The organism is Streptomyces sp. NPDC014907 (assembly GCF_055562975.1).
The window spans coordinates 393534-407521 of record NZ_JBVHEG010000001.1; the positions used below are offsets into that span (position 1 = coordinate 393534).

12 protein-coding genes are annotated in these 13988 nt (G+C 75.0%); 6 read left to right on the forward strand and 6 right to left on the reverse strand.

Annotated features, from left to right (window positions below; translation table 11 throughout):
- Nucleotides 1-80 precede the first annotated feature (80 nt).
- The 3 genes from ACZ3IL_RS01700 to ACZ3IL_RS01710 are packed head-to-tail and all read right to left on the reverse strand — an operon-like array spanning nt 81 to nt 4023.
- Nucleotides 81-512 carry a DUF742 domain-containing protein gene (locus ACZ3IL_RS01700; protein WP_467385572.1) on the reverse strand — a complete coding sequence of 144 codons (432 nt, stop codon included), beginning with the start codon at nt 510-512 and terminating at the stop codon, nt 81-83.
- Nucleotides 509-1000: a roadblock/LC7 domain-containing protein gene (locus tag ACZ3IL_RS01705; protein ID WP_467385573.1), complete on the reverse strand. Its 492-nt coding sequence runs from the start codon at nt 998-1000 to the stop codon at nt 509-511. The genes ACZ3IL_RS01700 and ACZ3IL_RS01705 overlap by 4 nt, the downstream gene beginning before the upstream one ends.
- Nucleotides 997-4023, reverse strand: a complete 3027-nt coding sequence (locus ACZ3IL_RS01710) for a sensor histidine kinase (protein ID WP_467385574.1) — start codon at nt 4021-4023, stop codon at nt 997-999. Before ACZ3IL_RS01710 ends, ACZ3IL_RS01705 begins: the two co-directional genes overlap by 4 nt.
- 359 nt (nt 4024-4382) lie before the next feature.
- On the opposite strand from ACZ3IL_RS01710, the gene ACZ3IL_RS01715 reads away from it, so the two are divergent.
- Nucleotides 4383-5282: a hypothetical protein gene (locus ACZ3IL_RS01715; RefSeq protein WP_467385575.1), complete on the forward strand. Its 900-nt coding sequence runs from the start codon at nt 4383-4385 to the stop codon at nt 5280-5282.
- A 57-nt stretch (nt 5283-5339) separates the two neighbouring features.
- Here the strand turns inward: ACZ3IL_RS01715 and ACZ3IL_RS01720 are convergent, their stop codons facing one another.
- Nucleotides 5340-5819 (reverse strand): MarR family winged helix-turn-helix transcriptional regulator, encoded by a 480-nt coding sequence (locus tag ACZ3IL_RS01720; RefSeq protein ID WP_467385576.1) that lies wholly within the window; start codon nt 5817-5819, stop codon nt 5340-5342.
- Nucleotides 5820-6077: 258 nt separating this feature from the next.
- On the opposite strand from ACZ3IL_RS01720, the gene ACZ3IL_RS01725 reads away from it, so the two are divergent.
- A complete protein-coding gene (locus ACZ3IL_RS01725) occupies nt 6078-6908 on the forward strand; it encodes a lysozyme (RefSeq protein WP_467385577.1) in 831 nt (276 codons plus the stop codon).
- 91 nt (nt 6909-6999) lie between these two features.
- On the opposite strand, the gene ACZ3IL_RS01730 is transcribed toward ACZ3IL_RS01725, so the two are convergent.
- Both ACZ3IL_RS01730 and lon read right to left on the reverse strand, forming a co-directional pair.
- On the reverse strand, nt 7000-7593 hold the full coding sequence (locus ACZ3IL_RS01730; RefSeq protein WP_467385578.1) for a DUF4240 domain-containing protein: 594 nt from the start codon (nt 7591-7593) through the stop codon (nt 7000-7002).
- A 195-nt stretch (nt 7594-7788) separates the two neighbouring features.
- Nucleotides 7789-10200, reverse strand: a complete 2412-nt coding sequence (lon, locus tag ACZ3IL_RS01735) for an endopeptidase La (RefSeq protein ID WP_467386761.1) — start codon at nt 10198-10200, stop codon at nt 7789-7791.
- Nucleotides 10201-10555: 355 nt separating this feature from the next.
- Between lon and ACZ3IL_RS01740 the strand changes: the two genes are divergently transcribed.
- The 4 genes from ACZ3IL_RS01740 to ACZ3IL_RS01755 all read left to right on the forward strand — a co-directional run bounded on the left by ACZ3IL_RS01740 (nt 10556) and on the right by ACZ3IL_RS01755 (nt 13958).
- Complete coding sequence (locus tag ACZ3IL_RS01740; protein ID WP_467385579.1) at nt 10556-11080, forward strand: hypothetical protein; 525 nt, start codon at nt 10556-10558, stop codon at nt 11078-11080.
- Nucleotides 11081-11305: 225 nt separating this feature from the next.
- The gene (locus ACZ3IL_RS01745) at nt 11306-11977 is read left to right on the forward strand and encodes a spermidine synthase family protein (protein WP_467385580.1); all 672 of its coding nucleotides are present in this window, start codon (nt 11306-11308) and stop codon (nt 11975-11977) included.
- Nucleotides 11978-12048: 71 nt separating this feature from the next.
- Nucleotides 12049-12786 (forward strand): response regulator transcription factor, encoded by a 738-nt coding sequence (locus ACZ3IL_RS01750; RefSeq protein WP_467385581.1) that lies wholly within the window; start codon nt 12049-12051, stop codon nt 12784-12786.
- 119 nt (nt 12787-12905) lie between these two features.
- The gene (locus ACZ3IL_RS01755) at nt 12906-13958 is read left to right on the forward strand and encodes a HAMP domain-containing sensor histidine kinase (RefSeq protein WP_467386763.1); all 1053 of its coding nucleotides are present in this window, start codon (nt 12906-12908) and stop codon (nt 13956-13958) included.
- The last annotated feature ends 30 nt before the right edge of the window (nt 13959-13988 follow it).

The following is a 13988-nucleotide window of genomic DNA, read 5'->3' on the forward strand; positions in this document are numbered from 1 at the left end:
GGGCCGTCCGTCCGGTCGGGGCGGCCTGGGGCTGCGCGGGGACGCCGGTGACCGCCGGCGATTCGGAGACGGCGGAGGCGTCAGAGACGACGGAGTCCACTCAGCACCCTTTCGAGGAGCGCGCGGTCGGGCCGGCCGGCGTCGTGGCCGGTCCCGTACACACGGATCTTTCCCTGGTCGGCCAGGTCGCTGAGGAGCACCCGGACGACTCCCAGAGGCATCTTCAGGAGCGCCGAGATCTCCGCGACCGTCCGCATCCGGCGGCAGATCTCGACGATGGCCCGCATCTCCGGCATCAGACCGCGGGCGCCGGGACCGCCGTCCGTCAGGACCTTGCGCGCGGCGGGCGCTTCGAGCGCCGCCACGAAGGTCTCGACCAGCAGGACGTGACCGAAGCGGGTACGGCCGCCGGTCAGCGAGTAGGGGCGCACGCGCGCGGGGCGGCGCCCCTCTCCTCGTACCGGCAGCTTGAAGGAGGGGGACACCGCGGACACCGAGGACACAGACGTCACTGGGCGCTCTCCATCGATTTGCGCAGTTCACTGCGGACTTCGGGGGTGAGGACATGGCCGGCGCGACCCACGAAGAGCGCCATGTGGTACGCCACCACGCTCATGTCGCAGTCGGGCTCGGCGTGCACGCCGAGCAGGGAGCCGTCGCTGATCGACATGACGAAGACGCTGCCCTCGTCCATCGCCACCATGGTCTGCTTGACCCCGCCGCCGTCCATCAGGCGGGCGGCGCCGATGGTGAGGCTGCCGATGCCGGAGACGATGGTGGCCAGGTCGGCGCTGGAGCCGCGCGGCCCCCCGGAGCGGCCGGCCTCATCGGCGGCCGCGGCGCCCTGCCCGGTGGCCGGGTCCGACGAGAGCAGCATGAGGCCGTCCGAGGAGACGACGGCCACCGACCGGACTCCCGGTACCTCCTCGACCAGATTCCCCAGCAGCCATTGCAGGTTGCGGGCTTCCGTGCTCAGTCCGAACGTTCCCGTCGCGGTCAACTGCGTGCCTCCTCGACTGTGTCCCCCGTCTTCTCCTCTGTACGTGCGGGTGGTGCGCTCTCCGTCCGTCCCGTGCCCACCTCCGCCTCCACGTCGCGGCGCCCGGCCTCCGCGCCCCGGTGGAAGCCGCCGAGCCTGCGGCGCAGGGCCTCGGCGTCCACTCCGCCCTTGCGGGGGGTGGTGGAGGGGCCGGTCTGGCGCACCACCTGGGGGGTGCGCTTGGGCAGGCCCTTGTCGGTGACCCGCTCCCACTGCGCGGGGCGCGGGCCGGGAACGGTGGGGTCGGGGGCGGTCTGATCGGGGACGGCCTGTTCGGGGACGGTGCGGTCCCCGGCCGGCCGGCCGGGAGCCGGCTGCGGCTCCGTCTCCGGCCGCGGCCCCGGCTCCGGGGCGGGCGTGCCGGTGACCGGCGGTTCGGCGGCCCGCTGTTCGGCGGGCCGGGCCTCCGCCGGGGTCTCGGGGGCGGCGGCCGTGTCGGCCGCGCGCTCGTGGGTCTCCGGCTCCGGCGGCGGAGAGGGCAGCCGGACCTGGAGGGTGGTCTCGGAGAGGGACTCGCCGAGGGGCGCGGGGTGGCTCCGGGGCGCGGGCTCCGGGGCGTGCGCCTCCTCCGGGGCGGGCTCCGCCGCGCGGGTCTCCTGCGGCGCGGGCTCCGGGGTCCCCTCCCGTTCCGCCTCCGCCAGGGTCCGCTCCGCCGCCTCCACGAGGGGGTCGCGGGTGCGGGACGGCAGCGTGTTGGAGTTGGCCTCCGCGACCGAACCGGGCAGCTGGAGCGCGGGAGCCGCGCCCGCCACCCGTACGGGCTCCGGGGCGGCCGCGGGCGGCGCGGCGGGCAGCAGGGCCGGCGGCAGGACCACGACGGCGGTCGTGCCGCCCGGCTGCTGCTCCCGCAGTTCGACGCGGATGCCGTGGCGGGCGGCGAGCAGGGCGACGACCCGCATGCCGAGCCCCTCGCCCTCGAAGGCCTCCGGGTCGGCCCCGGCCAGGCGCGCGTTCAGCTCGGCGGAGCGGGCGGGGGCCATGCCGATGCCCGCGTCCTGCACGGAGAGCATGACCTCGCCGGTCTCCAGGAGCCAGCCGGAGAGCTGGACCTCGGCGTCGGGCGGCGAGAAGGAGGTGGCGTTCTCCAGGAGTTCCGCGACCAGGTGGCTCAGGTCGTCCGCGGCGAAGCCGGCGACCTGGGTGTGCGACGGCAGGGACTGGATGGTGACCCGCTCGTACCGCTCGATCTCGCTGACGGCGGCGCGCAGCACGTCGACCAGCGGGACGGGCCCGGCGTGGCCGTGGACGTGCTCGTGGCCGGCGAGGACGAGGAGGTTCTCGCTGTGGCGGCGCATGACGGTCGCCATGTGGTCGAGCTTGAAGAGGGTGCCGAGGCGGTCCGGGTCCTGCTCGCGCTCCTCCAGCTTCTCGATGACGCCGAGCTGCCGCTCGACCAGGCCGAGGTTGCGCAGGGAGAGGTTGACGAAGGTGTGCCCGACGGAGTCGCGGAGCCGTTCGAGGTCGGCGGTGAGGAGGGCGACCCGGCCCTGGAGCTCGGCGCGCTGGGCGGCGAGGTCGGCGGCCAGGGTCTCCTTGGCGGCGGCCAGGCCGGCCCGTTCGCCGGTGAGGCGGTCGGCGTGCGCGGCCAGGTCCGCGAGCTTGGCGTGCAGGGTGTTGAGGGAGCGGACGGTCTGGGCGAACTCGTCGTTGCGGCCGGTGAAGCGGACCGGCTCCTCGGTGTGCGGGGCGGGGGCGGCGGCGAGCCGGGCGGCACCGATGCGCAGCGCGGCGAGCGGCCGGGTGAGGGAGCGGGCGACGTAGGTGGAGACGCCGACGGCGAAGAGGAGGCAGCCGCCGAGGAAGGCGAGGCGCAGTTCCAGGGCGGTGACGTCGTCGTCGCGGAGCGCGGCGAGGCGGTCGACCCGCTGGGTGGCGAGGGCGGACTCGACGCCGCGCATCTGCTCGATGCGGGCGGAGAGGGTGGCCTCCAGGGCGGCCGGATCGGTCCTGCGCTCGGCGGTGGTCAGCCGGGGCTGGTCGGTGAGGGAGGCGAGCGCGCGTTCGGCGTTCTTGACGTCGGGGCCGGCGACGGTGCCGGCGAGCGAGTCGCGGGCGGCGGAGCCGGCGGCCTGGTCGAAGTCGGCGAGGGCGGCGAGTTCGCGGACGCGGGCCTGCTGGGCCTCGGCGGTGAGGCGGTCGCGGGCCCGGTCGGCCTCCGCCGCGCCCGCGGGCTCGTCGGGGACGTAGGTGCCGGTCGTGGGGTCGTAGTGGGTCTCGCCGGTGGGCTCCGGTCGCGGCACGGAGAGGGCGGCGACGAGCAGGCCCCGGGTGGCGGAGGCCTGTTCGACGGCGCGGCCGAGGGCGGCGGGCGCGCGGGTGGCCTCGGTGGGCGCGGTGCCGGCGGCGCGGGCCGGGGTGCTGTCGGCCAGCTCGTCGGCGAGGGCCTGGAGCTTGTCGATGACCTCGGAGTACGCCTTGTGGGCCTCCAGGGCGGCGCCCTTGCCGGTGAGGGCGGTGCGGCGCAGGGAGGGGACCCCGGCGAGGTCGCGGCGGAGCTCGGGGGAGGCGGCGGGGCGGATCTCGTCGATCTGCCGGTCGACGCGGGTGGAGCGCACGCTGGTGATCTGGCGCTTCTTCTTGGTGTCGCCGGTCTGGGCGTCCCGGCCGGCGGCGATGTACGCGACGACCTCGTCGCGCTCGTCGGCGAGGGAGTGCGCGAGGGTGACGGCCTGCCGGTCGAGTTCGGCGAGGGTGACCAGGCGCTGGGATTCGGTCAGCTCGGCGGAGGCGGTGAGGACCGCGGGGGTTCCGGCGGCGAGGACGGTGACGCCCACGAGGGCGACTCCGGCGACGAGGCGGTTGCGGACGCGCCTGGAGCGGCCCGCGGGTCGCTCCGGGGCGGCCGGCGCGGGGCGCCCGGTGGGCTCGGCGGGGCCTCCGGCGGGTGCCTCGGCGGCGCCGTTCGGGGACGGCGGTGCGCCGGGGGTCCGGCTCTGCGCGCCGTTCTTGCTCCGAGGCCGCTTCATCTGCACCGGTGCTCGCATTCTTGACTCGTCCACCCACAAAGCAGAGGTGACGGCCGGTCACATGGAGCGCCCCCACCCCTGTTACGGCTTCCGACCATTCCAGCGCTTTCGGGAAGGGGACGGGCATCGGCCGCTCCGCCACCCGAACGAGTGAACAACACTCCCGAGTTGGCGAACAACTCCTCCGGACGGCCTCCGGCGACCTCCGGCGGCCCCCGGTTGGATCTTCCGGGCGGCCTTTGGCAGGATGCCCGCCCGCAGCTCCGTCACACCGCCCGTTTCCCCCCGCACACCGTTTCCACACCTTTGGTACAGGCCTTTTTCCGTCATTCGCGGGTTCGGTGAAGGAGCGCGCCGGGGCGGGCAGACTGGCCGCCATGCGCAGTGACGTCGCCTCCCTTCCCGGCAGCCCCGAACGCCCCAACGAGGACTGGGTGGCCACCGCCCTGCCCGCGTCGGGGGCCGGGGGGACGCTCGTCCTGCTCGACGGCGTCACGCCGCCCGCGGGTGATGACGGTTGTGTGCACACCGTGCCGTGGTTCACCGCCCATCTCGGCGGGGCTTTGACCGAACTGTCCGCTTCCCGGCCGGACGTCCCCCTGTCCGAGATCCTCGCGCGGGCAATCCGGCGCACCGCGGAAGCCCACCGGGACACCTGTGACCTTTCTCACGCGAGGACGCCTCAGGCAACCGTCGTCCTCGTCCGCTGGGGCGGGGCACTGGTCGAGCACCTCGTCCTCTCCGACTCGGTGCTCCTCCTGGAGCGGCCGGACGGAGCGGTGCGGGCGGTGCTCGACGACCGGCTCGACCGGGTGCCGGCCGAGGTGCTGCGCTCCGTGACGGCGACGGACCGGCTGCGGAACCGGGAGGGCGGCTTCTTCACGGCGGCGGCCGACCCGGCGGTCGCGGACCTCGCGGTGACCGGGACGACCCCGCGCGCGGAGGTGCGGGCCCTGGCGGCCCTCACGGACGGGGCGAGCCGCTGGGTGGACCTGTTCGGCGAGGGCGACTGGACGGACTGCTTCGGAGTCCTGCGGACGGAGGGACCCCTCGGCCTGCTCCGCCGGGTGCGGAGGCGGGAGGCCGAGGAGGCGCGGGCGGGCGGGCTGCGGCGCCGGAAGACGCACGACGACGCGACGGCGGCGTACGTGGAGCCGGGGGCGCACGACGTGCCGGGGACGTACGACGAGCCGGCGGTGTACGCGGGGGCGGCGGTGGACGACGAGCCGGCGATGTACGCGGGAACGGCGGCGCGCGAGAGGCCGACGGCGCTCTGAGCCTCCCCGGACCGGCTCCCCTCCCCCGGCCGGGGCCGCTTCCGCGTGGTCCCGCCGTCAGCCCTCGGCGCGCACGTTGAAGTGGTTCAGGAGGCGGGCCAGCTCGGCGACCTCGGCGCGGTCCCAGTCGGCGAGCTTGCGGACGTAGCGCTCGCGCCGGGCGTCGCGGACGCGGCGGAAGCGGTTCCGGCCCTCCTCGGTGAGGCGGACGAGCGAGGCGCGGCCGTCGGCGGGGTCGGGGTCGCGGGCGACGAGCCCGAGGTCTTCGAGGGCGCGCAGCTGGCGGCTCATGGTCGCCTTGCCGACGCCGAAGTACCCGGCGAGTTCGGTGGCCCGCTGGGGCCCGGCCTCGTCGAGGCGCACGAAGAGGCCGTAGGCGGCGGGTTCCAGTTCGGGGTGGACCTCGCGGGCCATCTCGCCGGACTGGGCGCGGGCGCGGCGCAGGAAGACCGCGAGTTCGCGTTCGAGGGCCAGGAACTCCCGGTCCACGGCCGCCGGGACGGACCCGCCTTCACTCCCCGTACCGTCTTCGCGCACGTCAGCACCTTCCCCGTGTTCCCTGTGGCGTGCCGTCGCCACACCGGCCGCTTTCCGGCCGCTGAAAGTTTCTTCCGGCCGCGGCCGTTTCCGCAGCTCTTTCAGTATTTCGCAGGCGTAGACCAACGGCGGCGGCCGACTCCTCTTCCACGGACGGGTCTACGTGCGTAGCGTCGTTCCCGGCACCCCCCAATGACATGTCCACACCAGGACTTGTCGCTCCCTGCCCTCTCCCCACGAGCCTTTCGGAGGCACGCGATGCGTGTGCACAGATCCGGAACGACCCTCATCGGCGCCGCCCTCGCGGCACTCGTCCTCCTCGCCCCCCTCGCGGGCTCCGCCGGGGCCGCCCCCGACCCGGACGCCCGGCGGGTCCCCGCCCGCGGCACCGCCAGCATGGGCATGGGCGTCCTCGCGCACGACGGGCACGACGGCGTGCCCGGCGGCACGTCCGCCCAGGCCGTCCAGACGGAGGGCGTGGACGTCTCCGGCCACCAGGGGAACGTCGCCTGGTCCACGCTGTGGAACAGCGGCGTCCGGTGGGCCTACGTCAAGGCGACGGAGGGCACCTACTACAAGAACACCTACTTCACGCAGCAGTACAACGGCTCGTACAACGTCGGCATGATCCGGGGCACGTACCACTTCGCCACCCCGGACACCACGACCGGCGCCGCCCAGGCCGACTACTTCGTCAACAACGGCGGCGGCTGGTCGAAGGACGGCAAGACCCTGCCGGGCGTGCTCGACATCGAGTGGAACCCGTACGGCGCGGCCTGCTACGGCAAGACCCAGTCCGGGATGGTGGCCTGGATACGCGACTTCCTGGCCCGGTACAAGGCCCGCACCGGGCGGGACGCCGTCATCTACACGGCGACGAGCTGGTGGACCCAGTGCACCGGCAACTACTCCGGCTTCGCCGCGACCAACCCGCTGTGGATCGCGCGGTACGCGTCGACGGTGGGCGAACTCCCGGCGGGATGGCTGTACTACACGATGTGGCAGTACACCTCGTCCGGTCCCACGGTCGGCGACCACAACCACTTCAACGGGGACCTCTCGCGCGTGCAGGCGCTCGCGAACGGCTGAGTCCCTCCCGCGCGGCGGGCCCGTGCGCCCGGCGGCGGCCCGGTCGGGGCCGGGCCCGGGGCACGGTCCCCGGGCCGCCGCCGGGCGGGCCTCAGGAGGCGGACGGAGCGGGCGGGAAGAGGGCGGTGAGCCGGGGCAGGGGCCGCACCCCGGACCGGAACGCCCCGCGCTCCTCCTCGTCCCCCTCCCCCTCCTCCTCGTCGACGGCCTCGGCCGCCTCCTCGACGGCGTCGAGGAACGCCTCCCCGTCGTCGTCCCGCCGGCCGGTCAGCTCGTCGTACGCGTCCTGGGCGACGTAGTCGAGTTCCTCCCACTCCGGCCACTCGTCGTCGCCCCACTCGCGGTGGTGCCGGCCCACGAGGGCCCGTACGCCGGGCACGTCGGCCAGCGCGTCCGGGTCGGCGAGCACCGACTCGTACACCTTCCGTCCCTGGCCCACCAGCCAGAGCGTGAAGTAGTGGAAGCCGTCGTCGGTGGAGAGGCCGCCCTCGATCCGGTTCGCCGCGGTCCACACCGCGCGCGTGTCGGCGGCCTCGCACGCCCTTTCCAGGCGGACCTGGAACGCCACGGCCCCGGCGGCCGGGCGCCGCGTCAACTCCCCCTCCAGCCAGTCCAGCCGCTCGTCCCGGTGACCGGGACGGCGGCTCAGCTCGTCGATGAGGGCCCAGAAGGCGTCTTCGTTCATGCGTACGAGCATGACAGCCCGGACCGGCACCGGGAACCGGCGTCCGGAACGGCCCTCCGGACGCGCCGGAGCGGGGCGCCCCCGGAGGGAGCGCCCCGCTCCTCGCGGAGGGGTCGCGCGGCCGGGAGGGCCGCGCGGCACGGCGGGCGGCCGTGCGGCCGGGAGGCCCGCGCCGGGCGGCCCGTACGGCCGGGGTCAGGCGGCCACGCCCACCGGCACCTCCGCCGGGGCGAGGGCGATCTCCAGGACCTGCCGGACGTCCGTCACCGGGTGGACCTCCAGCTTCTCCAGGATCTCGGCCGGGACGTCGTCCAGGTCGGCCTCGTTCCGCTTGGGGATCACCACCGTCGTGATGCCCGCCCGGTGCGCGGCGAGCAGCTTCTGCTTCACGCCGCCGATCGGGAGGACCCGGCCGGTGAGGGAGACCTCGCCGGTCATGGCCACGTCCGTGCGGACGAGCCGGCCGCTCAGCAGGGAGGCGAGGGCGGTCGTCATGGTGATGCCCGCGCTCGGACCGTCCTTGGGGACCGCGCCCGCCGGGAAGTGGATGTGCACGCCCCGGTCCTTGAGGCCGGTGACGGGCAGTTCCAGCTCCGCGCCGTGCGAGCGGAGGAAGGAGAGCGCGATCTGCGCCGACTCCTTCATCACGTCGCCCAGCTGGCCGGTGAGGGTGAGGCCGGCGGCGCCGGTCTCCGGGTCGGCCAGGGACGCCTCCACGAAGAGGACGTCACCGCCCGCGCCGGTCACCGCGAGCCCGGTGGCGACGCCCGGCACGGACGTCCGGCGCTCCGCCGGGTCCTGCGCGGACTCGGGCACGTGGTGCGGCCGCCCGATCAGCTCCCGCAGGTCCTCCGGTCGGATCGTGAACGGCAGTTCCCGGTCGCCCAGCTCGTGCTGGGCCGCGACCTTCCGCAGCAGCCGGGAGATGGACCGCTCCAGGGTGCGGACGCCCGCCTCGCGGGTGTACTCGCCGGCCAGCTTCCGCAGCGACGCCTCTTCGAGGACGACCTCGCCGGACTCCAGGCCGGCGCGCTCCAGCTGCCGGGGCAGCAGGTGGTCGCGGGCGATGACGATCTTCTCGTCCTCGGTGTAGCCGTCGAGCCTGACCAGCTCCATCCGGTCGAGCAGGGCCTCCGGGATGGACTCCAGGACGTTCGCGGTGGCCAGGAAGACCACGTCGGAGAGGTCGAGCTCGACCTCCAGGTAGTGGTCGCGGAAGGTGTGGTTCTGCGCCGGGTCGAGGACCTCCAGGAGGGCCGCCGCGGGGTCGCCGCGGAAGTCGGAGCCGACCTTGTCGATCTCGTCCAGGAGGACCACCGGGTTCATGGACCCGGCCTCCTTGATCGCGCGGACGATCCGGCCGGGCAGGGCGCCGACGTAGGTGCGGCGGTGGCCGCGGATCTCCGCCTCGTCCCGTACGCCGCCGAGGGCGACGCGGACGAACTTGCGGCCCATCGCGTGCGCGACGGACTCGCCGAGGGAGGTCTTGCCGACGCCGGGCGGGCCGACGAGGGCGAGGACGGCCCCGCCGCGGCGCCCGCCGACCACGCCGAGCCCCCGGTCGGCGCGCCGCTTGCGCACCGCGAGGTACTCGGTGATCCGCTCCTTCACGTCGTCCAGGCCCGCGTGCTCGGCGTCCAGGACCTCGCGGGCGCCCCTGATGTCGTACCGGTCCTCGGTCCGCTCGTTCCAGGGCAGTTCGAGGACGGTGTCGAGCCAGGTGCGGATCCACGGGCCCTCGGGGGACTGGTCGCTGGCCCGCTCCAGCTTCTCGACCTCCTTGAGGGCGGCCTCCCGGACCTTCCCGGGCAGGTCTGCGGCCTCCACGCGGGCGCGGTAGTCGTCGGACTCGTCGCCCTCCGACTCGCCGTTGAGCTCGCGCAGCTCCTTGCGGACGGCTTCGAGCTGGCGGCGGAGCAGGAACTCGCGCTGCTGCTTGTCGACGCCCTCCTGGACGTCCTTGGCGATGGTCTCGGCGACGTCCTGTTCGGCGAGGTGCTCGCGGAGCTGGGCGGTGGCGAGGCGGAGGCGGGCGACCGGGTCGGCGGTCTCCAGGAGCTCGACCCGCTGGGCGACGGTGAGGAAGGGCGAGTACCCGGAGTTGTCCGCGAGGGCGCCGACGCCCTCGATCTGCTGGACGCGGTCCACGACCTGCCAGGCGCCGCGCTTCTTGAGCCAGGTGGTGGCCAGCGCCTTGTACTCCTTGACCAGCTCGGTCACGGCGCCGGGCAGCGGGTCGGGCACGGTCTCCTCGACGACGGTCCCCTCGACCCACAGGGCGGCGCCGGGGCCCGTCGTACCGGCGCCGATGCGGACGCGGCCGCGGCCGCGCACGAGCGCGCCGGGGTCGCCGTCCGACAGGCGCCCGACCTGCTCGACGGTGCCGAGCACGCCGGTCCCGGCGTAGGTGCCGTCGACGCGGGGCACGAGGAGGACCCTCGGCTTCCCCTCCCCGGGCCGCGCGGCGGCCTGGGCGGCCTCGACGGCGGCCCGCACCTCGCTGTCGGACAGATCCAGCGGCACCACCATTCCGGGCAGCACGACCTCGTCGTCGAGCGGCAGCACGGGCAGGGTGAGCGGCACGGACGCCATGGACTCAGAAGCCATGATCTCCCTTTCGGCAGTGAAGTTGAGCTGTACTGGCTCAATGCTCATGAGCCCGCGAGTGTTCCCGACACTCTGTTCGCTCTGAGCGATCGCCGTCGCACGGCGCGGCGATCGCCGGAGCGGCGCCCGCACCGGCACGCCGGCCCCGCGCCGGCGCGGGCGGCCGGGCGGACTACGGCCCCCTCGCCCCCGGGGTACCCCGGACGGCCGCGTCCCCGCCCGGACCGGAGTCCCGGCCGCGACCGCCGGCGACCTGGCGCTCCGTGGCCCGCCGGGCCCGCCGGGCCGCTCGGCCGGGCGGGCGGAACCGGGCGCTCCGGCTGCGGCCGGGCGCGCCCGGGGGCATGCTCCTCCCATGAGACGAGGCGTACGGGGAACGTGGTGCGGGGCCCTGCTGCTGGCGGCGGTCCTGATGGGCGGCGCGACCGGCTGCGGCTCCGGGGCCCCGCCCGCGCCGGGCTCGCCCGGCCCCGCGGGCACACCGGGCACACCGGGCGTCACGACGGAGCCGGGCACCCCGCCCTCCGACCCCCTGCCGGGCCGGGTCCTGGTCGAGGTGACCGTCACCGGCGGCTTCGCCGGCGTGAACAACCGGCTCGTCGTCCGCCAGGACGGCGGCTGGACCGTCCGCTCCGGCACCGAGCCGCCCCGGACCGGCCGGCAGACCCCCGCCGAGGCCGCCGAGCTGCGCGCGGCCCTGGAGGACCCCGCGTACGCCCTCGTCCCGGCGCGGCCGACCGGCAGGCCGGTCGCCGACGGCTTCCAGTACCGGGTGACGTACCGCCACCGCCTCGTCGTCGCGGACGACGGCGAACGCCCGCCCGCGCTCCAGCGCGTCTTCGACGCCCTCCCCGGGGGCGGCCCGCCGACGAGCCCGTGAGCGCACGGGCCGCGGCACGCCGGCGAGCCCGTGAACGAACGGGCCGCGGCACGCCGACGGAGGGCCCCGGGCGGTGAGCCCGGAGCACTCCGGCGAGGGGCCGGCGCGGGCCGTCACCACCCGTTCCCGCGAACGGGTTTGTCCCGGTCGCGGATGTCCGGCCAGGATGGCCCGGACCGTCCGCCGCGGGGGCGGGACGGCCCGACGAGAGCGGAGTGAACGACGATGTCCAGCCCCGTGACCCTCGACCGCCGCGAAGGACCCCACGGGGAGGTCGTCCTGCGGCGCCGTGACGAGCACTACGAGATCATCGCCAACGGCACCTTCCTGATGGACACGTCCGACGGGCGCTCCGAGCGGCTCCTGATCGACGCGGCCCTCGGCGCCCTGCCGGAGGAACGCAGGGCCGGTGCCTCCGTCCTCGTCGGCGGCCTCGGCGTCGGCTTCTCCCTCGCCCACGCCACCGCCGATCCGCGCTGGGGCCGGATCGTGGTCGTCGAGCGCGAGGAGGCCATCATCGACTGGCACCGGCGGGGCCCGCTCGCCGCGATCTCCGGGACCGCGCTCGCCGATCCGCGCGCCGTGATCCTGCACACGGACCTCCTGGACCACCTGCGCCGCTCCAGCGACACCTACGACGCCCTCTGCCTGGACATCGACAACGGCCCCGACTGGACCGTGACCGAGGACAACGAATCCCTGTACTCCGCCGAGGGATTGGCCGTGTGCGCGGCCCGCCTCGCCCCCGGCGGAATCCTCGCCGTGTGGTCCGCGCGCCCCTCCGCCGATTTCGAAGGAACCTTGCGGAATGCCGGTTTCAGCGGGGTACGGACGGAAGAGGTGCCCGTTGCCCGGGGCGTCCCGGACGCGGTCCACCTCGCGGTCCGCCCCGGCTGACGCCCGGATGGCCGGGACGCCTCCGCTACCTCTAGGCTGCTTCACCGACATCGGCGACGCGAGGCGGGGCAATGGAGCAGACACACACCACTCACCACGGTGCGGCGGCCACTCCGGGGCCCCAGCGGCGCGTCCTGGTGGTGGAGGACGACACGACGATCGTGGAGGCGATCTCCGCCCGGCTGCGCGCCGAGGGCTTCCTCGTGCAGACCGCGACCGACGGCCCGGCCGCCGTGGAGGCGGCCGAGACCTGGCAGCCCGACCTGATGGTCCTGGACGTGATGCTGCCCGGCTTCGACGGTCTGGAGGTGTGCCGCAGGGTCCAGGCGCAGCGGCCCGTCCCCGTCCTCATGCTGACCGCCCGCGACGACGAGACCGACATGCTGGTCGGTCTCGGCGTCGGCGCGGACGACTACATGACCAAGCCGTTCTCGATGCGCGAGCTGGCCGCCCGGGTGCACGTGCTGCTGCGCCGGGTCGAGCGGGCCGCGCTCGCGGCGGCCGCCCCGCGCAGCGGCATCCTGCGCCTGGGCGAGCTGGAGATCGACCACGCCCAGCGGCGGGTCCGGGTCCGGGCGGAGGACGTGCACCTGACCCCGACGGAGTTCGACCTCCTCGTCTGCCTGGCGAGCAGCCCCCGGGCGGTCCTGTCCCGCGAGCAGCTGCTGGCCGAGGTGTGGGACTGGGCGGACGCGTCGGGCACCCGGACCGTGGACAGCCACATCAAGGCGCTGCGCCGGAAGATCGGGGCCGAGCGCATCCGCACGGTCCACGGCGTCGGTTACGCGCTGGAGACCCCGGCGCCGTGAGCCCGCGCGGGCCGGAGGGGCCCCGGAAGGCGGGGGAGGCCGGTGGGGCGGAGGGGTCCCGGGAGGCGGGGGAGGCCCGCGGGGCGGAGGAGCCGGGGGCCGGGCGCCGGGCGCGCAGGATCACGGTCTCGATCAAGACCAAGCTGGGCGCGCTGGTCGTCGGGGCGGTCCTGCTGACCTCCGGTCTCGCCCTGGTGGCGATCCGGACCTCCACCGAGTTCCGGTACATCACGGTCTTCGCGATGATCGCGACCCTGCTGATCACCCAGTTCGTGGCCCAGTCCCTGACGGCGCCGCTGGACGAGATGAACACGGTGGCGGGCGCGATCTCGCGCGGCGACCTCTCCCGCCGGGTGCGGGGCGCCGACCGGCGGGACGAGCTGGGCGACCTCGCCTCCACCATCAACCGCATGGCGGACGACCTGGAGGCCGTGGACCGGCACCGCAAGGAGCTGGTGGCCAACGTCTCGCACGAGCTGCGGACCCCGATCGCCGCGCTCCGGGCCGTCCTGGAGAACGTCGTGGACGGGGTGTCCGAGGCCGATCCGGAGACGATGCGGTCGGCCCTCCGGCAGACCGAGCGGCTGGGCCGCCTGGTGGAGACGCTGCTCGACCTGTCCCGTCTCGACAACGGTGTCGTCGCCCTGCGGACGACCCGCTTCGAGGTGTGGCCGTACCTGTCGGGGGTGCTGCGGGAGGCGAACCTGGCCGCCTCCCAGCGCGGCCTGTCGTCCACCTCGGGCCTGCACAACCGCACGGACGTCCACCTGCACCTGGACGTCTCGCCGACCGATCTGGTCGCCCACGCGGACGTGGAGCGGCTGCACCAGGTCATGGCGAACCTGATCGACAACGCGGTGAAGCACTCGCCGCCGCACGGCCGGGTCACGGTGCGGGCCCGGCGCGGCCCGCGCCCGGACTCGCTGGAGCTGGAGGTCGAGGACGAGGGTCCCGGCATCCCCGAGTCGGAGCGGCACAAGGTCTTCCAGCGGTTCAACCGGGGTCCGGCGTCGCGCCGGCAGGGGCCCGGCAGCGACGGCGGCACGGGCCTCGGGCTCGCGATCGCGCGCTGGGCGGTGGATCTGCACGGCGGCGGGATCGGTGTGGCCGAATCATCACGCGGCTGCCGCATCAGAGTCACTCTTCCGGGCAGTCGACCGTCGAGAGATTGACGTAGGGTTCGAACCGGAAGGGCACGTTCT